The sequence below is a fragment of the Anthropogastromicrobium sp. genome, assembly GCF_037349415.1.
GTDB classification, from domain to species: Bacteria; Bacillota; Clostridia; order Lachnospirales; family Lachnospiraceae; genus Anthropogastromicrobium; species Anthropogastromicrobium aceti.
The window spans coordinates 57374-80650 of record NZ_JAXWCK010000057.1 but is presented as its reverse complement, the minus strand read 5'-3'; the positions used below and the strand labels follow the sequence as shown (position 1 = coordinate 80650).

At 41.7% G+C, this 23277-nt stretch carries 17 protein-coding genes, 2 tRNA genes and 4 pseudogenes; 17 read left to right on the top strand and 6 right to left on the bottom strand.

Going from position 1 to position 23277, the window contains the following annotated elements:
• The 5 genes and pseudogenes from WJP93_RS13075 to WJP93_RS13055 all read left to right on the top strand — a co-directional run.
• Positions 1 to 874 (top strand): annotated as a pseudogene (locus tag WJP93_RS13075) (hypothetical protein); the annotation flags it as partial.
• A 142-nt stretch (positions 875 to 1016) separates the two neighbouring features.
• Positions 1017 to 2633: an AAA family ATPase gene (locus WJP93_RS13070; RefSeq protein ID WP_337548700.1), complete on the top strand. Its 1617-nt coding sequence runs from the start codon at positions 1017 to 1019 to the stop codon at positions 2631 to 2633.
• A gap of 133 nt (positions 2634 to 2766) precedes the next feature.
• A pseudogene (locus WJP93_RS13065) lies at positions 2767 to 2928 on the top strand (DNA-binding protein); the annotation flags it as partial.
• A gap of 51 nt (positions 2929 to 2979) precedes the next feature.
• A complete protein-coding gene (locus tag WJP93_RS13060) occupies positions 2980 to 3948 on the top strand; it encodes a helix-turn-helix transcriptional regulator (RefSeq protein ID WP_337548703.1) in 969 nt (322 codons plus the stop codon).
• A 122-nt stretch (positions 3949 to 4070) separates the two neighbouring features.
• Positions 4071 to 5444, top strand: a complete 1374-nt coding sequence (locus tag WJP93_RS13055; RefSeq protein WP_262539092.1) for an MATE family efflux transporter — start codon at positions 4071 to 4073, stop codon at positions 5442 to 5444.
• 52 nt (positions 5445 to 5496) lie between these two features.
• On the opposite strand, the gene WJP93_RS13050 is transcribed toward WJP93_RS13055, so the two are convergent.
• Positions 5497 to 6186: a FadR/GntR family transcriptional regulator gene (locus WJP93_RS13050; RefSeq protein ID WP_337548699.1), complete on the bottom strand. Its 690-nt coding sequence runs from the start codon at positions 6184 to 6186 to the stop codon at positions 5497 to 5499.
• Between the two features lie 286 nt (positions 6187 to 6472).
• Between WJP93_RS13050 and WJP93_RS13045 the strand changes: the two genes are divergently transcribed.
• Both WJP93_RS13045 and ilvD read left to right on the top strand, forming a co-directional pair.
• Entirely contained in the window at positions 6473 to 7828 is a 1356-nt protein-coding gene (locus tag WJP93_RS13045) for a gluconate:H+ symporter (RefSeq protein WP_337548698.1), read from the top strand.
• Positions 7829 to 7903: 75 nt separating this feature from the next.
• Positions 7904 to 9646, top strand: coding sequence for a dihydroxy-acid dehydratase (gene ilvD, locus WJP93_RS13040; RefSeq protein ID WP_337548697.1), 1743 nt, complete (start codon positions 7904 to 7906; stop codon positions 9644 to 9646).
• 141 nt (positions 9647 to 9787) lie between these two features.
• Here ilvD and WJP93_RS13035 read toward each other — a convergent pair whose 3' ends face one another.
• Entirely contained in the window at positions 9788 to 10879 is a 1092-nt protein-coding gene (locus WJP93_RS13035) for a M42 family peptidase (protein WP_337548696.1), read from the bottom strand.
• 560 nt (positions 10880 to 11439) lie between these two features.
• On the opposite strand from WJP93_RS13035, the gene WJP93_RS13030 reads away from it, so the two are divergent.
• Positions 11440 to 12807 carry an MATE family efflux transporter gene (locus WJP93_RS13030; protein ID WP_337548695.1) on the top strand — a complete coding sequence of 456 codons (1368 nt, stop codon included), beginning with the start codon at positions 11440 to 11442 and terminating at the stop codon, positions 12805 to 12807.
• Between the two features lie 12 nt (positions 12808 to 12819).
• Positions 12820 to 12917, top strand: a pseudogene (locus WJP93_RS13025) (cytidylate kinase family protein); the annotation flags it as partial.
• 76 nt (positions 12918 to 12993) lie between these two features.
• Here the strand turns inward: WJP93_RS13025 and tnpA are convergent.
• The gene (gene tnpA, locus WJP93_RS13020; RefSeq protein WP_337548514.1) at positions 12994 to 13506 is read right to left on the bottom strand and encodes an IS200/IS605 family transposase; all 513 of its coding nucleotides are present in this window, start codon (positions 13504 to 13506) and stop codon (positions 12994 to 12996) included.
• 131 nt (positions 13507 to 13637) lie between these two features.
• Between tnpA and WJP93_RS13015 the strand changes: the two genes are divergently transcribed.
• The 4 genes and pseudogenes from WJP93_RS13015 (at position 13638) to WJP93_RS13000 (ending at position 19291) form a co-directional block, all read left to right on the top strand.
• Positions 13638 to 15299 (top strand): transposase, encoded by a 1662-nt coding sequence (locus WJP93_RS13015; RefSeq protein WP_337548694.1) that lies wholly within the window; start codon positions 13638 to 13640, stop codon positions 15297 to 15299.
• Positions 15300 to 15372: 73 nt separating this feature from the next.
• A pseudogene (locus tag WJP93_RS13010) lies at positions 15373 to 15588 on the top strand (cytidylate kinase family protein); the annotation flags it as partial.
• 281 nt (positions 15589 to 15869) lie between these two features.
• Positions 15870 to 16319, top strand: coding sequence for an Hsp20/alpha crystallin family protein (locus tag WJP93_RS13005; RefSeq protein ID WP_118615835.1), 450 nt, complete (start codon positions 15870 to 15872; stop codon positions 16317 to 16319).
• Positions 16320 to 16531: 212 nt separating this feature from the next.
• The gene (locus tag WJP93_RS13000; protein WP_337548693.1) at positions 16532 to 19291 is read left to right on the top strand and encodes a glycoside hydrolase family 2 protein; all 2760 of its coding nucleotides are present in this window, start codon (positions 16532 to 16534) and stop codon (positions 19289 to 19291) included.
• A gap of 72 nt (positions 19292 to 19363) precedes the next feature.
• Here WJP93_RS13000 and WJP93_RS12995 read toward each other — a convergent pair whose 3' ends face one another.
• Complete coding sequence (locus WJP93_RS12995; protein ID WP_337548692.1) at positions 19364 to 20233, bottom strand: AraC family transcriptional regulator; 870 nt, start codon at positions 20231 to 20233, stop codon at positions 19364 to 19366.
• Between the two features lie 161 nt (positions 20234 to 20394).
• Here WJP93_RS12995 and WJP93_RS12990 point away from each other — a divergent pair, with 161 nt between their 5' ends.
• Positions 20395 to 21126 (top strand): HAD family phosphatase, encoded by a 732-nt coding sequence (locus tag WJP93_RS12990; RefSeq protein WP_337548691.1) that lies wholly within the window; start codon positions 20395 to 20397, stop codon positions 21124 to 21126.
• Between the two features lie 140 nt (positions 21127 to 21266).
• Here the strand turns inward: WJP93_RS12990 and WJP93_RS12985 are convergent.
• Both WJP93_RS12985 and WJP93_RS12980 read right to left on the bottom strand, forming a co-directional pair.
• A tRNA-Leu gene (locus WJP93_RS12985) sits at positions 21267 to 21352 on the bottom strand.
• 21 nt (positions 21353 to 21373) lie between these two features.
• Positions 21374 to 21455, bottom strand: a tRNA-Tyr gene (locus tag WJP93_RS12980).
• Positions 21456 to 21751: 296 nt separating this feature from the next.
• Here WJP93_RS12980 and WJP93_RS12975 point away from each other — a divergent pair.
• The 3 genes from WJP93_RS12975 to WJP93_RS12965 are packed head-to-tail and all read left to right on the top strand — an operon-like array spanning position 21752 to position 23264.
• A complete protein-coding gene (locus WJP93_RS12975) occupies positions 21752 to 21979 on the top strand; it encodes an AtpZ/AtpI family protein (protein WP_321207201.1) in 228 nt (75 codons plus the stop codon).
• A 43-nt stretch (positions 21980 to 22022) separates the two neighbouring features.
• Positions 22023 to 22496, top strand: coding sequence for a hypothetical protein (locus WJP93_RS12970; protein ID WP_337548690.1), 474 nt, complete (start codon positions 22023 to 22025; stop codon positions 22494 to 22496).
• A gap of 3 nt (positions 22497 to 22499) precedes the next feature.
• Entirely contained in the window at positions 22500 to 23264 is a 765-nt protein-coding gene (locus WJP93_RS12965) for a F0F1 ATP synthase subunit A (protein ID WP_066560852.1), read from the top strand.
• The last annotated feature ends 13 nt before the right edge of the window (positions 23265 to 23277 follow it).

The following is a 23277-nucleotide window of genomic DNA, read 5'->3' as shown; positions in this document are numbered from 1 at the left end:
CGGCCATGCGCTAGAAAAGGCAGAAAAGAAAGAGGCCGGCTGTACAGAAAGCGGATATGAGGCATACTGGAAGTGCAAAAACTGTGCGAAGCTGTTTTCAGATGAAGCCGGAACACATGAAATCAGTAACCCGGTAGAGATAAATGCCAGTGGTCATGACCTTAAAAAGGTAGAAAAGAAAGCACCGACCTGTACAGAAATCGGTTGGGAGGCATATGATACCTGTTCTCACTGCAACTATACCACATATGTGGAACTGCCAAAGTTGAATCATGACTTAGAACATCATGAAGCGAAAGCCGCAACCTGTACAGAAATCGGATGGGAAGCTTATGATACATGTAAGCGAGAAGGCTGTACCTACAGCACTTATAAGGAGATTGCAGCATTGAATCATGACTTAGAACATCATGAAGCGAAGGCCGCAACCTGCACAGAAATAGGCTGGGAGGCTTATGATACTTGTAAGCGAGAAGGTTGCAATTACACTACCTACAAGGAATTGCCAGCATTAGGTCATGAAGACAGCAACAACGATCATCTCTGCGATGCTTGCAGCACGAAAATTATTGATCATAGTTATGAAAGCAAAATAGCAAGAGAAGCGACCACAACTTACACAGGAATCAGAATATATACATGTACGAAGTGTGGACACTCTTATACGGAGGAGCTTGCAAAGCTGCCAAGTCAAACTAATCAAGCTGATCAGACAAATCAAATTGAACCAGCTAATAATGGCAACGAAAAAGATTTCATAGGAACTGTGACGAGTGTATTTTTAAATGTAACTGATTTTGCGGCAAAGAACTTTAGAATATCATTTTGGCTGATGATTCAGATGCTTTTAAAAGCAGTAATGCAACTTTGGTAATTACAGTTTTTGGAATAGGTATTCCATGAACAGTAACCTTTGCAACAGAAAACCGGGGAAATATCCCCGGTTTTTCTTGTAAAGAACAGCTTGCCATGGTAAACTGATAACAAAAATAAATAAAAGACAGAGGAGGCGGAAAATGGGAATTTTTTTGAATAGTGCAGCTCCGTATTCTTTGTACGAAAGCGAAGTCAAAAAGCCATATTTTGTAGATAAAAGTTTGATGCTGGAAGAATTATTTTTGCCAGCAGAAACAGGAAATTCGCATATTTGTATCACAAGACCAAGACGTTTTGGAAAAACTGTGATGGCAAACATGGTCAGTGCATTTTTTAGTCGTGGAGTAGACTCAACAGAAATTTTTTCTAAGCTAAAAATAGCTGAGAGTACAGGCTATAAAAAGCATTTAAATACGCATGATGTGATTCGGATTGATTTTAGTCGGATGCCAAGAAATTGCAATTCGTATGATAAATATATTGAGCGGATTGAGCGAATATTGATACAGGATTTAATGGAGGCATATCCAAAGGCTGACATTCAAGAGGAGGATGCAGTTTGGGATAGTCTCGACCTTGTTTATGAAAGATATGGATGTCAGCGCTTTATTTTTGTATTTGATGAGTGGGACTGTATTTTCCATAAGGACTTTATCACAGATGAAGACAAGAAAAAATATATCAGTTTCTTGAGCAGTTTACTTAAAGATAAGGCATATGTATTACTTTCTTATATGACAGGAATCTTGCCTATTGCAAAGTATTCAAGTGGTTCAGAATTGAATATGTTTGCAGAGTATACAATGGTCAGTGAGGAAAAATTCAGTGACGCATTTGGATTTACAGAGACAGAAGTTGACATGCTTTATGCGCGCTTTTTGAAAAATACAGGAAAGCCTTTGCTTTCAAGAAGCGGGCTTAAAGAATGGTATGACGGGTATCACGCAAAAGGCGGAGAACGCATATATAACCCAAGATCCGTTGTGATGGCGCTCACAAATAATAATTTGGGAAACTATTGGACGAGTTCAGGTCCATATGATGAGATTTATTATTATATAGAAAAAAATGTTGCAGGTGTGAGAAACGATTTGGCGTTAATGGTATCAGGAGAATCGGTAGAGGCGAAAGTGCAGGAATATGCGGCAACATCAATGGAATTGACAACAAGAGAAGAAATTTTTTCTGCGATGGTTGTGTATGGTTTTTTGAGCAGCGAAGAAGGAAAAGTACGAATCCCTAACAGAGAGTTGATGGAGCGTTTTGATGAAATGCTGCAAAAAGAGCCATCACTTGGCTATATGTATCGCTTGGCAAGAGAATCAAAGCGTATGTTAGAGGCAACATTGCATGGGGATACGCAGGTAATGGAACAAATTTTGGAGTATGCACATAATACGGAAACACCATTACTATCTTATAATCACGAAATTGAATTATCAGCGATTGTGAATCTGGTTTATTTATCAGCACGAGATCAATATCGTGTGGAAAGAGAGGACAAAGCGGGAAAAGGTTATGTAGATTTTATCTTTTATCCGATTCGAGAATCAGACGATGCCATTATCTTGGAGCTGAAGGTTGATCATACGCCGGATGAAGCAATTGCACAGATTAAAGAAAAAGAGTATGCACTTCGCCTAAAGGAAAAAATGGCAGCCAAAATTCATCACACAGGGCGAATTTTGGCTGTTGGGATTGGTTACGATAAGGGAACCAAAAAACATAGATGCAAAGTAGAGGAATTAAAGGGTTAGGCAAAGAGGTCGCTTTCTAGGTTTCCATCATAAAACACCTGAATCGCGTTGTTTTTGTTCTAAAGACCAGTTTGCTATGGTAAACTGTCAATAGCAACATTAATGGAATTGACAATAAAAGAAGGAATAAATCATGGAATATTTGACAGTGAGAGAAACATCTGAAAAATGGGGAATGTCCATTAGAATGGTCAATTATTATTTGAATACAGGACGAATTGAGGGAGCTGTCCGCAAAAAAAGTGAATGGCTTATTCCATACACAGCAAAGAGTCCTTTAGATACCAGAAAAAAAGCTGATACGAAGAAAAGCACAAAAAGGAAGCGAAATGTAAATAAATGCTATATGCCATTGATTGCAAGTCCATGTCCGGGAAGCTTTCATGAGTTTGAGCATTCACTTGCAGATGAGGAAGAGCGACAGATAACAAGGGCGCTTTGGCATTATTTTCGCAACGAAGAGAAAGAATGCTGCACAGTGAGCGAGCAATGCTTCAATAGCGAAAGCGTGCAGATACGTCTAGCGGCGCGTTTAGTGCATGCCATGGCAACTGTTCAGGAAGGAGATCCAGCAGCGGTTTTAGCTGATTTTAAAGCCATTTCCTTAGAAAATAAAAAGACATCAGATCCTTCAGCGAAGCTCTATACGCTTGTCACAGAAGGTTTTGTAAGTGTCTTTTTCCATTCAGAATCAGCAGATTTAAGTGTGCTGCGTGATAAAATTAGTTTGTGTCAGGCTGGAATCCAATATTATGTGATCTATGCCGCAGCGCATGAGCTTTATCTTAGACGTGAATATCAGCGCGCAATGGGCATGGCAGAGGCTGCACTTATGATGGCAGGAAATAATTTTCCAATTGCAAGTATTTACTTAAATCTTGTCCTTTGCATGATTTGTATGAATTTAAAAGATGATGAACATGCAGATGCAGCGTTTATGAGGGCGTGGAACATTGCACTTCCTGAGCATTACATACATCCATTTATTGAGCATCATGGCTTACTTCAAGGGCAGATCGAGCGGTCGCTGCGTGAACAGTATCCAGATGAATATAATGAGATCATCGAATCTGTATATACATTCAGCAGAGGATGGATGAAAATCCACAATCCAGTATCTACACTTCAGGTTACAGATGCACTTACACCATATGAGTTTTCCATCGCCATGCTTGCCTCAAAAGGGCGTTCAAATAAGGAGATTGCAAAAAATCTTGGAATCTCCTTAAATACAGTAAAGTCATATTTGGAAAATATTTTTTCAAAGCTTCATATTTCAAGCAGAAGTGAGCTTGATATGTTCGTAAATCGCTGACAACTGGTCTGTCCACGAAACCATTCTTTTAGTGCTATGCTTGTTTTATTTTGAAAGTATGCTATAATAAAAAAACATGCGCTTTGGCAATTGAGCGAAAATGAAATACAGGGAGAAAAAAGATGGAGAAGTGGAACATTCGAAAGAACAAAATGCTGCCAGTGATCTTCGCTTTGGCATGGCCAACTATGCTGGAGCAGTTTCTGCAGACAGCAGTGCAGTATATTGATACTGCAATGGTTGGTTCACTTGGCACACAGGCAACTGCGGCAGTCGGATCAACCAGCACTGTAAACTGGCTGATAGGAAGTACAGTATCAGCGATTGGTGTAGGATTGCTTGCGTTTATATCGCAGTCATTTGGTGCTGGAAATCGGGAACGCGCAAAAAGGGCGTCAGGACAGGCTGTTCTGGTAGTGCTTGCGGTAGGAATCAGTTTTACTATCGTGATTGCAGCAATCAACAAGCAGGTGCCAGTTTGGATGCAGGTAGATGAAGGTATCCGCGATATGGCAGCTCGTTATTTTCTTATATTGTATGCACCGATGCTGTTTAGAACAGCGAATATTATTTTTGGTACGGTATTGAGATCAGTAGGAGATACAAAAACGCCGATGAGAGTTGGTGTTGTGATGAATATTATTAATACCGTGCTCAATTTCCTGTTCATTTACCCGACACGTGTGGCAGTGATTGCAGGTATTTCTATTACGCTGCCAGGTGCAGGTTTTGGAATTGAAGGTGCAGCTCTTGCAAGTGCGATTGCGTATACATATGGAGGAATTGCCATTACTGTAAAATTGTGGAAACATGCTGATATTTCACCGAAGGGACAGAGCTTTAAGCCAGATAAGACAATTCTTATTCCGTGTGTTAGAGTAGCATTTCCAAATATGTGCCAGCGTTTTGCAACATCGCTTGGATACGTTGTATTTGCTTCCATGATCAATTCTCTTGGCGAGACATCTGCGGCAGCACACACAATCGCAAATACAGTAGAGTCTGGATTTTATATTCCAGGATGGGGTATGCAGACGGCAGCGGCTACACTAGCTGGTAATGCGCTTGGTGCAAAAGATTGGAAAAAGCTTCGCGATTTAGAGCGCGCCATTATTCCGCTTGAAACTGGACTGATGACTGTGTGCGGTGCCCTCTTGTTTGCATTTGCACCGCAGCTTATGACATTGTTCTCACGTGACGCAGAGGTAATTAGGCTAGGTTCTACAGTACTTCGCATGGTCGCAATATCAGAACCTTTCTATGGTATCCCGATCGTACTTGAAGGTATGATGCAGGGAGTTGGAAAAACAGTTGCACCATTTATCTTTAGTGTAATTGGCATGTGGGGTGTTCGTATTATAGGAACTTTCATATGTACGCAGCTTCTTGGCATGGGACTTATTGCTGCATGGGCATGTATGATAGCACATAATGTTTTATTATTTGTACTCTTTGCTGTATACTTTGCGCGAGGAAAGTGGAAACCAAAATTTTAAAATAAAAACGACAAATTGCATGGAATAACGTGCAGCTTGTCGTTTTTTTATTTTACGATTTAAAAAGATTATGAATCAGCTTGCGATTGTAAATTAAATGAAGATACATAGCGTCCTGGGCGCGAATCGGATCATGGCACGCAATAGCATCTGCAATTTCACGGTGAGTTTCAATTGTTTCTGCATGGAGACGGTTTCCGGTTGATTCAACAAACAGTGGAATAGAGCTGTTGATTACTGGAATTAAACGTGGAATTACAACGTTTTTGCTGCTCATAGCTATGGCATTATGAAATTCAATATCCTTTTGCGTATGATCCTTTTTTTCATTGAGCAAGTTTTCAACTTCATCGCATAATGCGGTGATTTTTTTTATGTCCTCATCATCTGCATGGACAGCAGCCATGGACGCGATAGATGGTTCAAGAAGAATACGTACCTCTAATAAGTCTTGAACGAGCTTTTTTTTATCAACAATAAAGGTAAAACCAAGCGGATCTTCGACCATTCCTGGTGTGGAAGCGACATATGTTCCTGATCCCTGACGAATGGTGACAATATTGCGGGAGGCCAGAAGCTTCATAGCTTCTCGTATGGAACTGCGTCCGGCATTCAATCGGTCACAGAGAATAGATTCATTAGGAAGACGGTCGCCTGGCTGCAATTTCTCTTCCAGAATCAGCGCAATAATATCCTCTGAGATTTTGGAGGGAAGATTTTTTTCTTCTTTTAAATTCATCATATGATTTAAGCTCCTTTTCGTAAGCAAAATGTTATTAACATCATATCTTTTTTGAATGAAAAAGTCAATATGAGTTGTTGAAAAGGAAAAGTGCACAAAAAACAATTGATAATTTAAGCAATATTACGGTATTGCCTTTTAAAATAAAAACGTGTAATATAAAAACATCAGATGAATTAAGAATAAAAACGGAATAAAAAGGGCAATGCGGTATGAAATGACAATAAAAGGTCAGATGTATTGCTGCCAAGAAAAAAGCATCTGATGAATTGAAAGGAGAAAGAAAATGGAAGAGATGGTTTTTGCGGCAGATCCTGTAAGATTGATTGCTGCGGCAGTTGTGGGAATTGCCGTACTGCTGATTTTGATTATTCGTTTCAAGCTCCATCCGATAATTTCGATGATGCTTTCAGCTGTAATAATCGGAGTAGGGGCAGGGATGCCGCTGTCTATGATCTCGGAAACCGTAGAAAAAGGAGTAGGAAAAACGCTGCAGGGAATCGCACTGCTTGTTGGTTTGGGCTCCATGTTTGGCGGTATTCTTGAGGCAAGCGGCGGTGCACAGAAAATTGCAGAGACACTGATTGATAAATTTGGACAAAAAAAGGCAGGCTGGGCACTGGGCATTACCGGTTTGGTGATTGGAACAACAGTCTTTTTTGAGGCAGGTGTTGTTGTTTTAATTCCGCTTGTGTTTAGCGTAGTAAGAACAACAAAGAAATCTACCTTATATTATGCGATTCCATTGTTGGCAGGCCTCGCAAGTGGATATGCATTTGTACCGCCGTCAGCAGGATCAGTTCTGACAGCAAATGCGCTTGATGTCAATCTTGGAATGATGATTATGGTTGGTGTTCCGATTGCCATTATCAGCATGTTGATTGCAGGTATCATATGGGGCGGCTTTATAGGAAATAAAATTTTTGCAGCCCTTCCAGAAGATGGAAATGAAAATGTACACAGTGAGAAAGAGCTTCCGCCATTTGGTCTTGTTTTGAGCGTAGTATTGATTCCATTAGTACTGATTCTTCTTGGAACAATATCCAAATATGTAGCTATTCCTCAGTTAATTGCAGATATACTTGGATTTGTTGGAAAACCATTTTTTGCACTGACAATTGCTACACTTGCAGCGATGTATTTTCTGGGAATAAGAAGAGGCTTTACAGGAGCACAGATCAAGGCAATTTTTGATAAGTCTTTAAAGCCTACAGGTATGATTTTACTTGTTATTGCCAGTGGTGGTGTAATTCGATGGATGCTTCAGGATTCTGGTCTTGGCAATATCATTGGACCGATTTTGGAGAGCAGCTCAATGCCATTGATTCTTATTGCATTTTTAATTGCACTTCTTGTGCGCGCATCTGTTGGTAGTTCAATCGTTGCTATGACAATGGCATCAGGTATTATGGCATCAATGCCGGCTGTGATGGAAACAAGCATGCTGTATCGTGCAGCGATGTGCTGCGCAATCTGCGGCGGCGCGACAGCGCTAAGCCATGTAAATGATGCTGGTTTCTGGCTGGTAGGAACATTTTTGCACATTGATGAGAAAACAACATTGAAATCATGGACTGTGATGGAGACGTTGATTGGTATTAGTGCATTGATTGTAAGTATGATAATTTCGATTGTTGCCTGATCAATTTTAGAAAACAGGTGTTGGAATCTTCGGCCATTCAATGACTGAGTAATTGAAAATATGGAGGAAAAAGACATGGAATTAACAAGTCAGAAAATGAGAAAGCTGGCACCGGAGCTGGATCCGCTGCGTATTGGAACTGGTTGGAAGAAGGAAGATCTGGACAAGGTACAGGTCATGATTGAGAGCACATATGGAGACAGCCATCCAGGAAGCGGTCATTTAAATATTCTGGTGGAGGAAGTGCGAAAAGGAATCGAAGAAGAAGGCGGCTTTGGTGCACGCTATTTCTGTACAGATATCTGTGATGGCGAGAGCCAGGGAACAGACGGTATCAACTACAGTCTTGCAAGCCGTGAGATGATTGCAAATATGATTGAGATTCACGCAAATGCTACACCATTTGATGCAGGTGTATATCTGTCTAGCTGTGATAAGGGTGTTCCGGGAAATTTGATCGGTATGGCAAGAGTAAATATTCCGGCTGTATTTGTTCCGGGCGGAACTATGAATGCCGGTCCTGAAATGCTTACATTAGAGCAGCTTGGAATGTACAGCGCAAAGTTTGAGCGCGGAGAGATAGGCGAGGAGAAGCTTGACTGGGCAAAGTGCAATGCTTGTCCAAGTTGCGGTGCCTGCTCATTTATCGGAACAGCATCCACTATGCAGATCATGGCAGAGGCACTTGGTCTGGCTTTGCCGGGAAGTGCACTGATGCCAGCGACAAGCCCAGATTTGCTTGCATTTGCGCGTGAAGCAGGAAGACAGTCAGTTCGTCTTGCCACAATGGAGAATATGCGTCCATCTGATATTGTTACTATGGAGAGCTTTGAGAATGCAATTTTAGTGCATGCAGCAATTTCAGGAAGCACAAACTGCTTACTGCATCTGCCTGCAATTGCACACGAATTTGGTATTGAGATCACAGGTGATACTTTTGACCGTCTCCACAGAAGTGCACGCTATTTGTTAGATGTGCGCCCGGCAGGACGCTGGCCAGCTGAGTGCTTCTATTATGCAGGCGGTGTTCCGGCCATCATGGAAGAGATCAAGGAACATCTTCATCTGAACGTTATGACAGTAACTGGAAAGACACTTGGTGAAAATCTTGATGAGCTGCGTGCAAATGGATTTTATGAAAAGTGTAATCATTGGCTTGATGAGTTCAATAAGCGCTATCAGCTTCATCTGACAAGAGAAGATATTATTCGTCCATACGATAAGGCAATTGGTACAGATGGAAGCATCGCAATTCTGCGTGGAAATCTGGCACCGGAAGGCGCAGTTATCAAACATACTGCCTGCCCTAAGGAGATGTTTAAAGCAGTGCTTCGCGCAAGACCGTTTGACAGCGAGGAAGAGTGTCTGGATGCTGTATTAAAGCATAAGGTACAAAAGGGTGATGCAGTCTTTATTCGCTATGAGGGTCCGAAGGGAAGCGGAATGCCGGAGATGTTTTATACCTCAGAGGCAATAAGCAGTGATAAGGAGCTTGGAAAGAGTATTGCACTGATCACAGACGGACGTTTTTCAGGTGCATCCACAGGACCAGTTATTGGACATTGCAGCCCCGAGGCAGTAGACGGCGGCCCAATTGCGCTTGTAGAAGAGGGCGATTTGATTGAGATCGACGTGAAAGAGAGAAAGCTTAATATCATCGGAGTAAATGGTGTTCATAAGACACCAGAGGAAATTGATGAGATTTTAAAGGAGCGCCGCAAAAACTGGAAGCCGAGAACACCAAAGTACAATAAGGGCGTTATGGGACTTTTCACTCGTCATGCAGTAAGCCCAATGAAAGGTGCTTATCTGGAATAAAAAACAATAAATATTGAGACAGATATATGTGGCAGACGTAGTGTACGAAATGGAAAACGGCAGAATTTCTTGACAAAAAATAAGCTAGTGGGGTCGGTTTAAGAGCCGGCCCCATTAGCTTTATGCAAGTTAAAAATTTGATCAGAAGGAACGGATGATTTCCTCTGTCATAGAACGAACAACTTCGGTTGCAAGCTGTACTGTAGCTTCGAAATCATAGTAGGAAGTGATTCCATAATGAGAATGGATGTAACGAACAGGAACACCAACAACGATTACCGGGATGCCATCAAGAGAAGTGTTAATGATTGCACCATTGTTTCCGCCGCCTTCACGGACAGAAGACTGTACAGCAAGTCCCTTTTCTTCAGCAAGATCTAATACGTAGCGCTGATATCTTGGGGAGCATACAATTGATTTGTCCATAAAGCGAAGCATTGGACCCTTTTTCAGAGCTGTCTGAATGGCATACGGCTCAGTAAAGGTATCATCAGCAGGGCAGCCCTCGAAACAAAGCGCAATCTGAGGAGCAACCTTTCCGACTGCAACCTTAACACCACGCTCGCCAAGCTCCTCTTGTGTAGATAACACACCTACCAAATCAACATTTAAGTTCTCATCTGAGAGACGGCGCATAGTCTCAAGAAGGGCAGCACAGCCAATTCGACAGTCAAAGCCTTTTCCAATCATGACATCATGTTCCTCGTCATAGGAGAAATGTACGTCAGAAATAATAGGCTCACCAATGCGGATACCAAAGTTTTCAACAGCATCTTCCTTGCTTGTTGCACCGATATCAATTACAAGAGACTGAATCGATGTGGAACCAGCATTCTGACGCTCAGCAGGTGTCATGAAATGAGGTGGTTTAGCTGCAATTACACCAGGAATAAATTTGCCATATTTGTTGCGTACAAGAACCTTTGATGCCGGGAGAGAATTATCGCTCCAGCCACCGAGGGAGACAAAACGAAGTGTTCCATTTGGCTTAATTGAATGAACCATCAGTCCAACTTCATCACTGTGGGCATCAAGCATAAAAACAGGCTTATTACCTGTATTATTCTTGGAACGCAGATAGAGATTGCGTAGGCAATCCTCCTCAACATCGGCAAATTCTGCACCATATTTTTTTGCGACAGCAACAGCTTCATCCTCAAATCCGGACGGTGCCTTTGCATCAGACAGTTCCTGAACCATAGTAACTGCATTTTGATCTGGTTTGATTTTCATATCATTATCCCTTTCTCTTATAAGAATGATGTTGGGGTCAAAAGGTATTTTGCCCCCAACTGATACCCACGAATTGCTCCGTTGCTATGCAACTTTCGCAATTCTAAAAACATTCGGATTCGCTGATTTTCTTTGAAAATCGCTGCATCCTCATGTTTTTGCGGGTCCCAAGCTCAAAGCCTTTAGTGCAAGCACGAATGGCTTTGAGAGCTTTTGACCCTGGTATCATAAGAATATTGTATTCCTCTATATTCGAGTATCATATCATTTCTGAGGGAAAAAAACAAGATAACAAAATTGTTCAATGTACTATGAAAATAGTAATAAGTTACAGTGCCTGCTCTCAATGCAAGAAAAATTTCGCTTGACTTTTTGAAAAGCAGGAAATATAATTACGGCAAACGAGTAGCGAGTAAGCGTAAATCCAGTTTACATGCTGCTCGTTTTTATTTTGCTAAAAAAAGATGTTATGAAAGAGTGCGTAGCTTGTCAGCGTAAGTCCAACTTATAAGACAGGACGCGCACTTTTTTTGTGCAGAAAAGAGAGGAGCTAAAACAAAATGGCAGAAAGCAACAAAATGAAGGATATGCCGGTGAATAAGCTGATGATTCAGATGGGAATTCCAATGATTTTATCCATGGCATTACAGGCAGTCTACAATATTGTAGACAGTGCTTTTGTAGGAAACATGAAAGTTGGCAGCGAAGCAGCATTAAATGCTCTGACACTTGTATTTCCTGTTCAGATGCTTATGGTTGCGGTTGGAATTGGAACAGGTGTAGGAACGAATGCACTTCTTGCGATGACACTTGGACAGGGAAACAGAAAAAAAGCAGCAAGAGTAGCAGGAAACAGTTTATTTCTTGGTGTAATTATTTATGTGGTTTGTTTATTATTTGGTATATTTGGGGTAAAAGCATATATTTCGTCTCAGACAGTAGACGCAGAAGTACTTGAGATGGGAACTAGTTATCTTAGAATATGTTGTGTGATTTCTTTTGGAATAATCTTCTTTTCTTTATTTGAAAAATTACTTCAGGCAACAGGTCGGTCACTCTATTCAACAATAGGTCAGGTAGTTGGCGCCGTTGTGAATATCATCCTTGATCCCATTATGATTTATGGTCTCGGACCTTGTCCAGAAATGGGAGTTAGAGGAGCGGCCTACGCAACTGTAATTGGTCAGGTGGCATCAGCAGTATTGCTTCTCATCTTTCATATGAAACTGAATAAAGAATTTGAGCATGGTGCGAAATACATGAAACCAGATGTTAGTGTTATAAAAGAAATCTATGCAATTGGACTTCCAGCAATTATTGCTCAGGCATTGATGTCCATTATGGTTTATGTAATGAATTTGATTTTAAAATTTAATTCATCTGCACAGACCGCATATGGATTGTTCTATAAAGTACAACAGTTTGTTTTATTCCTTGCTTTTGGTCTTCGAGATGCGATTACCCCAATCATTGCATTTGCTTATGGAATGCGAAGCAAAAAGAGAATAGAGGATGGAATCAAATATGGTCTTATCTATACTGTTGTATTAATGATTATTGGAATTGCAATCACAGAGATTTTTCCAGGAGCGTTTGCAGCGCTGTTTAATGCAGGGCAGTCAAGAGTATATTTTATCGGTGCAATGAGAGTAATTTCTATCAGCTTTTTGTTTGCTGGAATTAATGTTGCCTATCAGGGAATTTATCAGGCAATGGACGGTGGCGTTGAATCACTTGTTATTTCTCTTTTGAGACAGCTTGTTCTCATCTTGCCATTGGCTGGAATTTTTTCTGTGTTTGTCAGAAATGGACAGATAGGAGTTTCACTGATCTGGTGGGCATTTCCGATTACAGAAGTGATCTCGTGTCTGGTGGGATATGTATTTTTGAAAAGAATTAGAAAAAATAAGGTTGATGCTTTAAGTTAAGGAGGAATTGGAATGGCAAAAAGAATCATTACTATTAGCAGAGAATTTGGAAGTGGTGGACGTTTTATTGGGGAAAAGTCGCAAAAGAACTCGGAATTGCTTATTATAATGATTCAGCGCAGAAAACCCCGGCCGTTTGCAAGAACGTCCGAGGGATGAATGCGCCAATTACAAACAACGCAACCATCATTCCAACAGGGTTTTCTTCTGGAATTGTTGGTTTTTCTTGGCCTGATGTTCTTCAGAACGCTGTGATTCGATGTATTGCTTTACTGTTTCAAGAGAAACACTTCCGGTAGTTGCGATAAAGTAGCTGCGGCTCCAGAATGAGGTATCGTCCCCACAGATATACTGTTTAATCTGTTCCGGAAAACGCTTGCGCATCTCTCTGGATAACTGAGTCTTGATGCTTCTTACAAAGACGGATATGTTGGTATTCGGTGGCAGTGATACCAGCAGGTGGATATGATCTCTGTCTGTCTCTGCGGATAAAACTTTTCCACGGAACTGCTCTGCCATATGATTCGAAAAATCTTTCATGGCAGCACTCATTTCGTCGTTAATCACAGGCTTTCGGTAATGTGTGACGAAAATCATATGATAGGTAAGACAGTAAACACAATGCTGTCCCCTGTTGTACCCGTCTTTCTTGACCTTATCCTTTTGGTCTTTGTTAACACCATTCTTATTTGTTCTCATAATAGTACCTCTCTCGTTTTGAAATAAAACAATTCAAGAATTTCATATATTGCTTGATTTTACCTATATTTTATCGTATAATATAAGTGTAGTCAACTACATTCTCACGTTTTTGAAAAGGAGGGCCTTTTATGCATACCATATCAATTTTTGTGGATCAGAACAGGATGCCAAAGCTGGCATCTTATTTCGAGTGCCAGACTCACCTTGCAAAAAAACTGCGAAATTCAGCAAACTTTATCATTCGCAACCTGCGTACCGGGTTAAAGAAAGACCCGGATAAACGCACTGCCAACGAGAACGAGGTCATAGAGACTGTACGTATCGGCATTGAGATGGCAAATGAAAAGCTTCAGAAAGATGTTGACCGACTCACGAAGCAGCTGCAGAGTCTGCCTGCAAGCGACCCAGCCCGCACAAAGATCCAGAAGCGAATAGAAAACAAACAGAAAAACCATCCGATCATGCCAACGTCCGATCACTGGATGCTCACATATGAGACATTGGATGCGGTGATGAAGAATACAAAGAATCCTGACTACTATGCGATGCCGTCACAGGCAAACCAGCAGGTACTTCGAAAAGTCCTCAAAGACTGGAAATCACACTTTGAACTGTTGGCATCATATCGTCAAAATCCCGGAAAATTTAAGGCACAGCCAAAGCAGCTGGGATATATCAGGACACCTTATACGACCGTTACCTTTACCAATCAGGTTGCAAAGCGGTCTGATATCAAAGGAAAAATGCACATCACATTTCCACGCTGCCTGGTGCCGCTTTGTGTTGGAAAGCCGGAAGGTTCTTATGTCAGAACGGAAGTCAAGCCCTGCTACGGCGGATATATGGTATATGTGACATTTCAGGATGCCGTCAAAATGCCGGAAGCACCGACAAATCCCACAAGGATTCTCGGACTTGATCCAGGGCTTGACAACTTTCTGACCGCGCTGACAAACTTCTCGGCAACTCCGTTCATCATTGACGGACACTGGTTAAAATCCATCAATCAGAACTTTAACCGCAGACGTGCAACTTTGATGTCAGAACTGACAAAAGGGATGGATTCCACGAAATCCGTGAAAAACTCTGCCAGACTGAACCGTATTTCAAAGAAAAGAGCCTGCCAGATCGACGACTTTTTCTATAAGGCAGCTCACTATATCGTGGATTTCTGCCTGAAAAACAAAGTAGAGGTCATCGTCTGCGGACACAACAAAGACCAGAAGCAGAAAATCAACCTTGGTGCCAACAACAATCAGCACTTTGTCAGTATTCCATACACAAGATTTTTCTGGATACTGACCTGTGTTGCAGCAAAGGCGGGTATCCCGGTCATTGAAACAGAGGAATCATATACGTCCAAGGCAAGTCTGATCGACAAAGATCCGATTCCTGTCTACAAAGAAGGGGATCGTCTGGAATATCATTTTTCAGGGAAACGAATCTCCCGTGGACAGTACGAATCAAAGGAAGGTACGATTCTGAATGCGGATGTCAACGGCGCAGGAAATATCATTCGCAAGGTGTATCCGAATGCATTTGATACTGTCAGTGACTTCTCCTACACGAATAAAACGGTTATTCGAGTTACCAGAGAAGCACTCTGCCATGCGAAACACAAGAAAAAACACGCCAGACCACAAAGAAAACGTGGTATGAACAGATGGCTGCATCATCGCAGGCAGGAACAGAAGCTTGTATACTTCGCACTGTTCAAAGTAAGCAGTGCGAAAGACAAGACCAAATATATCGAAGAATCAAAACAAACAGCCGCAAAAAAGACGGCTTAAAGGTAAGCTCGTAACAGGGTGTAGAGGGCTTGTGATGGCCCTTTGAGGCGTTCTACCATGTCTCAAGAAGCCCCACTCGTTCGCAAGAGCGCGCGTGGGAGTATCACATAAGGTAAATGAGCAGGAGGCTGTTAAGATGATGGCAGATATCGATAAAAGACGTGGGACAAATTATAGTTTCTATACTGATCAGAAATGGGGAAAAGCCAGTAACTATACGTTATGTTTGAACAGCTCTCAACTGGGATATGATAGGTGTGAAAAGATAATTATTGAATGCAGTAAATGAGCTACCGTATGTCCCTAGTGGCTCCAATCCAATTGTTCACAAAATCTTCACAAAAAATTAGCACTCACCTCTTGACAGTGCTAATAATAAGTGCTATAGTACACATAGAACAAAGGAAGGGGAACAACAAGGAAGCCTCTTAAAAACCTTAGTTCTGCAGCGAAAGCTGCTAAAATAAATACCACATCGGCAGTGTCCGGAGTGTCAAAATAGATTGCAGCTGGCGCTGCAGATGTTAAAGTATAAAATCCAGTTTGGAGCACTGAAAGGAGATTTTGATTATGTTAGTACCGAGCATTTTTGCAAATAGTGTATTTGATGATTTCTTTGATTTTCCATATGTTAATGACAAGAAGACAGAGAGAAAGCTGTATGGTCACAACGCAGCAAACCTGATGAAGACTGATATTCAGGAATATGATGACGGCTATCAGTTAGAGATTGATCTTCCAGGCTTCAAGAAAGATGAAGTACATGCAGAGTTAAAGGATGGTTATCTGGTAGTCAGTGCTGAGAAAGGTCTTGACGAGGACGAGCAGGATAAGAAGACTGGCAAGTATTTAAGAAGAGAGCGTTATGCAGGATCATGCCAGAGAAGCTTTTATGTTGGCAAGGATATCACCGAAGAGGATATCAAGGCACAGTTCCAGCATGGTATGCTGACACTGTTTGTTCCGAAGAAAGAAGCAAAGCCAGTTGTAGAAGAGAAGAAGCACATTACAATTGAATAAATATTGTTATGCAGGGCGCATCCGAAAGGGTGCGCCCTATTTTTATCACTTGCAATGAGCCATCAGGGACAATAAAAGAGCCATTGTTCCTGTCACCATAGAGTTTTCTCCTCTTTTTTAAGAGTTTTTTTCTACTATTTTTGAAAAAAAGAAGTAGAATAAAGAAAACAAAATCAAGAAATACATAATGAAATGAGAGGAGAAATCAAAGAATGAAGGTACGATTGTTAAAGGACAACTGGACATTGACCGTTCTCGGGGACAATGTCTATCATATTCCAGAGACACCGATTGAGACAACGGTGCCATCGACTGTTTACGAGACACTTTTAAAAAAGAAACTAATGCCAGATCCGTTTTATCGGGATAATGAGCTGGATGCAACAAAGCTAATGGAAAATGAGTTTTTGTATGAAACAGCTTTTACGATTGACGAAGAAGAGCGAAGTGCAGACCGGATATTTTTACATTTCGATGGAATTGACACGATTGCCGATTTGTATTTGAATGATAAAAAAATCGGCTCGGCAGAGAATATGAATCGCGTCTGGGAATACGATATTACATCGCTTGTAAAGGAAGATGCAGCGGATACTGTCTATCAGCTGAAGGTGCTTCTTCATTCTCCGATCAGGTATGCAGCGATGGAAGATCAAAAATGCCCAGTCGGAGCAGCTTCTGATGCGATGCCTGGCTTTCCGCATATTCGAAAGGCTGCCTGCATGTATGGATGGGATTGGGGTCCAAGACTCCCAGATGCCGGACTGTTTCGATGTGTTTCTCTCGTGTCGGTAAAGACGGCGCGTATGGCACAGGTGATGATCGCGCAAAAGCACCATATAATTGGAAAAACTGTGCATGGCAACGTGGTGGATGCAGTTAGGCTTACGGCAGATGCTGAGATTGAATGGATGCCAGATATCGCAAAGAAAAAAGCAAAAATTGTAATGACAGTTGTCACACCAAATGGAACAGATTGCCAGCGTGCAGAAAGTAACTGGATTGATCAGGAGACGGAAAGTGCACCATCTGCATGTCTGACAGGACTTACCTGTGCACTTCGGAGCAACCATGTGAAGGCATCGCTTTTGGTGGAAAATCCGAAGCTGTGGTGGCCCAACGGCTATGGAGAACAAAATCTATATCAGGTAAAGGTGGAACTGGTAACAGAAGAAGTAAAAGATATACAACAGCCATTAAAAGTACATGTGCTTGATGTCTGGGAAAAGAAGATTGGTCTTCGCACAATTACGGTAAACACCGATCTAATGGAGGATGAGGTTTATGATTCTCATATGGTCGGACAAAAAGATGATGTTGATGATGGAAGAAATATGCTGTTGTCTGAGGGAGACCGGATGGTTGCAATCGTGGATAAATCGGAAAAAAAGGTGAAGGGACGCAATTTTGCCTATGAGGTGAACGGTCTTCAGATTTTTGCGATGGGTGCCGACTACATTCCAGAGGACAATATTTTGACACGACAAAACAGGGCACGCACGGATTTATTGCTTTTATCTGCGCAGGAGTCCCATTTTAATACGCTGCGTGTATGGGGTGGCGGTTATTTTTTGGATGATTTCTTTTATGATATTTGTGACGAAAGAGGTCTTTTGATTTGGCATGACTTTATGTTTGCGTGCGCATCCTACGAACTTTCAAATCATTTTGAGGAAAATGTATCAATTGAGATTCGTCAGAATGTGAGAAGACTGCGCTCTCATGCGAGCATTGCGCTATGGTGCGGAAACAATGAGTTAGAGACACAGTATGAGAATTTATCTTGGCCACAGACGAGAAAGCAATATTATGACTATATTCGATTGTATGAATATCTGATTCCAAAGCTAGTAAAGGAGGAAGATCCGGAGAAGTTTTATTGGCCGTCATCGCCATCCTCTGGTGGAAATTTTGAAAACAGCAATGCGGAGAATATCGGAGATACCCATTACTGGGGTGTTTGGCATGGAAACGAATCCTTTACTGCATATCGTTCACATCATTACCGCTTCCTTTCGGAGTTTGGTTTCCAGTCATTCCCGGCACTTCAGACGGTAAAACGCTTTACAGCCGAGGGTGATCGAAACATTTTCTCGCGTGTCATGGAAATGCATCAGAGAAATACGGCGGCAAATGGAAAAATTTTGAATTATATTTCACAGACGTATTTGTATCCAAAGAATTTTGATGAGCTTTTGTATGTTTCACAGCTTCTTCAGGCGGATGCAATTCGATATGGTGTGGAACATTTTCGCCGTTTTCGTGGAACTTGTATGGGTGCAGTTGTGTGGCAGTTAAACGATATCTGGCCAGTTGCATCATGGGCAAGTGTCGATTACTATGGAAACTGGAAGGCACTTCAGTATGCCGAGAAGAAAATGTTTGCACCGGTGCTGTTATCTTGCGAGGAGCACGGAGAGATTGATCAGAAGCCATTTGTCAATACTCTGCCGCATCCAATTGATGTGAGTGCCGATTTGCATGTCGCAAATGAGACGGGTGAGACGGTGCAGGGCACGGTAAAATGGTCACTTCGCCGCCCAGACTCGTCTGTCGTAAGAGCGGGCAGCTTTGAGGTGATGGCACCGCCATTTGGTGGTACGTGGCTGCCGCATCTTGACTTTAATGATCAGGATCCGCTTACAGTACACCTTTCCTATGAGTTAGAGGTAGCGGGCGAAATAGTTTCATCGGGAAGCACACTATTTTGTGCGCCGAAGCATTATCATTTTGCAGATCCAAAGCTTGAGGTATCAGTTGACAAAACTACGGTAACGGTAACCGCAAAGAACTTTGCAAAGGCAGTGAGTGTCGAGACGAAAGAGGGGGTACTGCGTCTTGACGATAACTTTGTCGATATGGAAGCCGGTACGAAAATCTTCCATATATTGCCAAGTCGTGACTTCACTGCATCGCAAACGGGTGTATCAGGTGCATTCCGCGTAAGAAGTGTCTACGAAACATTTGAATAAAAGTGTCAGTTTGCAGAATCTTTAAATAAAAGATACGGTTCGTGGGACTTTCGGTTAATGAACCAAACAATATCAGGTCCGCAATTTGCGGGCCTGTTTTGGCGTGATGCCTTTGATTTTTTTGTAGCATCGGATAAAGTAACTGCAATCTGTGTAGCCAACCTCATGGGCGATGAAGGAGACATCGTGGTTGGAAAAAAGCAGCATGTTTTCAGCAGCATTGATCCTAGTGGTGGTAATGTACTCCTTGCAGGTCATCTGATAGCGGCGATAAAAATTCAAAGAGAAGGTTGAGTGGGACAGACCGCACATAGCGGCAAGTGATTCTACGGTCAGCTCATCAAAATAGTGGGTGTCAATGTATTCACAAATTCGGTCAAAGCTAACCTCATAGGAGGGGTGTACGCCAGACACTGAAAAATAGTTTTTGTCTTTTTGCCAAAAACGAACAAGCTTGCTGACAATTTTTCGAAGATCGGCAGTCAGAATCATAGAGCTTACAAAATCCCTTCTTTGATATTCCAAAAGAATTTCAGAAAACAAGGGCTCCAAATTCATTTCCTGAACCTGCTCAGGGGAAAAGAGGCAGGGACAGTGAAGAACATGGACGCTGTGAAGAACGGCTCTTAAATCAAGCACATCCATTTTACAGGAAGGAAGAAGATCAGGATCAAATTTAATCACATCGTATTGAGAAGAGAAAATGTCCTTTTCCAGAGCAATTGAATGCATACATCTTGGTGGAAAAAGGATCACGCAGCCGCGAGTACCCGTTACAAGTGTGTTATCCATGGAGACAGTAATCGTACCCTGATGAATGTAGAGAAGCTCTGCATAGTAGTGCCAGTGTGCAGGAATTGGCAGAGGGGAGGTGTTGCTGTCAAAAAGAAATACCTCATAGGGGGAGACAATTGGGTCAATATATTCGTATAAATTGTTCATAAAATTTCAACTTTGCCTTTCGTCAAAATCATTATAATTCTATCTAATATGATAGTAGCAAGAGGATGCATTTGTCAAGAGAGCAAGATTGTGATACAATGCAAAGGAACAAATTGAAATTTTATACAGGTAAAATTTAAGAGAAAAGAGAGGCAACTAGTATGGAAGAAAAGGTGAATGAGACAACCGTGCAAGTTGATGCAGAATTGAATAAAAAAAAGAAAGTGTGGGAAAGCGATATCCACGGTGCGATTTTCGATGTGGATGGCACACTTCTTGATTCTATGGTGATCTGGGAAGAGGCAGCGGTACGCTATCTAAATAGCCTTGGATTAGAACCAGAGGAAAATCTTTCCGAGAAGATCATGACTATGTCGATGGAAGAGGGTGCAGACTATTTAATTGATCACTATGGTGTGAGTTTGACGAGGACGCAGATTCTTGACGGTATACGCGAGCTTATACGCGGCTTCTATGAGGATGAGGTGCAGCTAAAACCAGGTGTAGAACAGGTAATTAAGTTGCTTGCATCAAAAGACATTCCGATGATTATTGCAACCTCAAGTGACAGTGCATGTGTTACAGCTGGCTTAAAGCGTCTTGGTGTTTGGAGGTATTTTAAAGGAATTTTGACATGCAGTGATATTGGAAAGGGAAAGACAGAGCCAGATATTTATCTTGCCGCTGCAAAAGAGATTGGAAGTAAGCCTTCAGAAACAGTTGTATTTGAGGACGCACTTCATGCTATTGTTACTGCAAAGAATGCAGGCTTTATTACTGTGGGTATTTATGATTCATATAATCAGGACGAGGAGAAGATTAGAAAGATTGCAGACTTTTACTATAAGAATTGGGATGAAGTGAGCAATTCTAAAAACATTCTGATTCGCTGATATTAGTAAGAAACGGCTTACTCGCGCCTATCATGCACAAAACCGCTTCCCGGTCATTTAGCTTTCCGGGAAGCGGTAAAAAACAAAACAAACAAAAATGAGAAAAAGAAAAACAGCAATCTTTCGATTACTGTTTTCAATGCCGCAGACCGGAATCGAACCGGTACGGGTATCACTACCCACGGGATTTTAAGTCCCGGGCGTCTGCCAGTTCCGCCACTGCGGCATAGCTTCTTGTGAAGCTCAATGGATGGAGGTGGATTCGAACCACCGAAGCAAGTTGCAGCAGATTTACAGTCTGTCCCCTTTGGCCACTCGGGAATCCATCCATGTCATATTTCCTTGACAGTTATGAATGATACCACAACTCAGAACAAAATGCAAGCACTTTTTCAAATTTTTTCAAAAAAATTTTCAATTCGTGTTTTTCATAGACACGCAAACCGTTTTGTGTAAATTTGAACACGAGGAAATCATTGTCTATTGAAGACATAAACGAAAGAAATTATAATCGACTATGCTAATTATAGTAGTTTTTGGAAAGAGTTTTATAGAAAATTTTCTTTTCTTTTCCGTTAAAAACTGTTATACTAGTTAGCAAATGGTGAAAGGATGGTGGCTGTTTGTGATTATTCAGTTAGGACTGACACTTGTGATCCCTCTCCTTGCATGTCTGTATTTTTGTTATTGGCTTTGTGAACATACAGGTGTAGGCAGCTGGGTTTATATCATCGGCTTGATCTTTGGGATCGGAGCCGGCATTATGACCTGGTATAAGCTGTATTTGCGTGCGAAAAAGCATAATAATAAAAAGAAGGACAAGAAACCATTCGGATTTAATGATCATGTTTAATGATGGCATGAATTGTTATCATTAAGAAAGGGAAGGTGAGAGAATGAGAAGTGTATCTCCTGCGGTAAAGCAGGAAACGATGCGGATTGCATCTGGAACTGCCATTGGTGTTGTACTGATGTGGGTTGTATTTTTCTTTCTTCATCAGGCGAATCCGGAAAAGATACCGTTTGATTATACGGTATTTCTTGCCGGCATTGGCGGTTTTATTTTTGCAGCTGGAAATTTCTTTTTGATGGGACTTACCGTTCAGAAGGTAGCTGCAGAGACAGACGAAGGCAGAGCGCGTCAGCGCATGCAGGTTAGTCAGCGTCAAAGAACGCTTTTAATGCTTGCGTGGGGTGTTGTAGCGCTTGCAGCTCCGTGTTTTAATGGGGCAGCCGGAATTATTCCGCTTCTGTTTCCTAGTATGGTAATAAAAATTTATTATCTTACAATTGGAAAAGCTAAGCTTGCGCAGGAAAAAAAGGACAGCCAGTCAGCTGATCCCACAGCTGGGAAAGGAAGTGAACAGTAAACAATGGATTTTGACATTTCAGGAGCTCAGGTGTTTTTTACGATTCCGACGAACATTCCTATTCTGGGTGATCTTCAGATCAGTGAGACTATGGTGGTCAGCTGGATTGTCATGGCAGTTATTGCAGTGCTTTGCCTGTGGCTGACACATGACTTAAAAGTAACAAACATCTCAAAGCGTCAGGCAGTGGCTGAGTTTCTGGTAGAAAAGGCGAACAACTTTGTGCGTGGCAATACGGGTGGCTATAAGTTTGACTACATGATTCCGTTTATCGCAGCGTTGTTTACCACAAGTGTATTTTCAAATCTGATCAGTCTTCTTGGTCTTCGAAGCCCAACGGCAGATCTGTCAACAGAGGCAGCATGGGCAGTGGTTGTATTTATTATGATCACGGCAAAGAAGATCCAGACTAACAAGCTTGGCGGATATTTAAAGGGCTTTACACAGCCAATTCCAGTTATGACGCCGTTTAACATTTTGTCTGAGCTGGCAACACCAGTCAGCATGGCATGCCGTCATTTTGGAAATATTCTGTCTGGTGTCGTTATTGATGGTTTGATTTACGCAGCGCTTGCAACTGCAACAAAGGCGCTGTTTGGTCTGATTCCTGGCGCAGTAGGCAATGTGCTTGGAACAATTCCGTTTTTGTCGGTGGGTCTTCCGGCAATTACATCTTTATATTTTGACTGGTTCTCAGGTGTTATGCAGGCATTCATTTTCTGTATGCTGACGATTATGTATATCGCAAACGCCGCAGAAGAGGGCTGATAAAACAAAAAAG

Coding starts and splice junctions, on each gene's coding strand:
- WJP93_RS13000 (WP_337548693.1), top strand. CDS start 16,532: ATGAAGGTACGATTGTTAAAGGACAACTGGACATTGACCGTTCTCGGG.
- ilvD (WP_337548697.1), top strand. CDS start 7,904: ATGGAATTAACAAGTCAGAAAATGAGAAAGCTGGCACCGGAGCTGGAT.
- WJP93_RS13050 (WP_337548699.1), bottom strand. CDS start 6,186: ATGATGAATTTAAAAGAAGAAAAAAATCTTCCCTCCAAAATCTCAGAG.
- WJP93_RS13070 (WP_337548700.1), top strand. CDS start 1,017: ATGGGAATTTTTTTGAATAGTGCAGCTCCGTATTCTTTGTACGAAAGC.
- WJP93_RS12990 (WP_337548691.1), top strand. CDS start 20,395: ATGGAAGAAAAGGTGAATGAGACAACCGTGCAAGTTGATGCAGAATTG.
- WJP93_RS13035 (WP_337548696.1), bottom strand. CDS start 10,879: ATGAAAATCAAACCAGATCAAAATGCAGTTACTATGGTTCAGGAACTG.
- WJP93_RS13055 (WP_262539092.1), top strand. CDS start 4,071: ATGGAGAAGTGGAACATTCGAAAGAACAAAATGCTGCCAGTGATCTTC.
- WJP93_RS13060 (WP_337548703.1), top strand. CDS start 2,980: ATGCCATTGATTGCAAGTCCATGTCCGGGAAGCTTTCATGAGTTTGAG.
- WJP93_RS13005 (WP_118615835.1), top strand. CDS start 15,870: ATGTTAGTACCGAGCATTTTTGCAAATAGTGTATTTGATGATTTCTTT.
- WJP93_RS12995 (WP_337548692.1), bottom strand. CDS start 20,233: ATGAACAATTTATACGAATATATTGACCCAATTGTCTCCCCCTATGAG.
- WJP93_RS12970 (WP_337548690.1), top strand. CDS start 22,023: ATGAGAAGTGTATCTCCTGCGGTAAAGCAGGAAACGATGCGGATTGCA.
- WJP93_RS13030 (WP_337548695.1), top strand. CDS start 11,440: ATGGCAGAAAGCAACAAAATGAAGGATATGCCGGTGAATAAGCTGATG.
- WJP93_RS12965 (WP_066560852.1), top strand. CDS start 22,500: ATGGATTTTGACATTTCAGGAGCTCAGGTGTTTTTTACGATTCCGACG.
- WJP93_RS13015 (WP_337548694.1), top strand. CDS start 13,638: ATGCATACCATATCAATTTTTGTGGATCAGAACAGGATGCCAAAGCTG.
- WJP93_RS13045 (WP_337548698.1), top strand. CDS start 6,473: ATGGAAGAGATGGTTTTTGCGGCAGATCCTGTAAGATTGATTGCTGCG.
- tnpA (WP_337548514.1), bottom strand. CDS start 13,506: ATGAGAACAAATAAGAATGGTGTTAACAAAGACCAAAAGGATAAGGTC.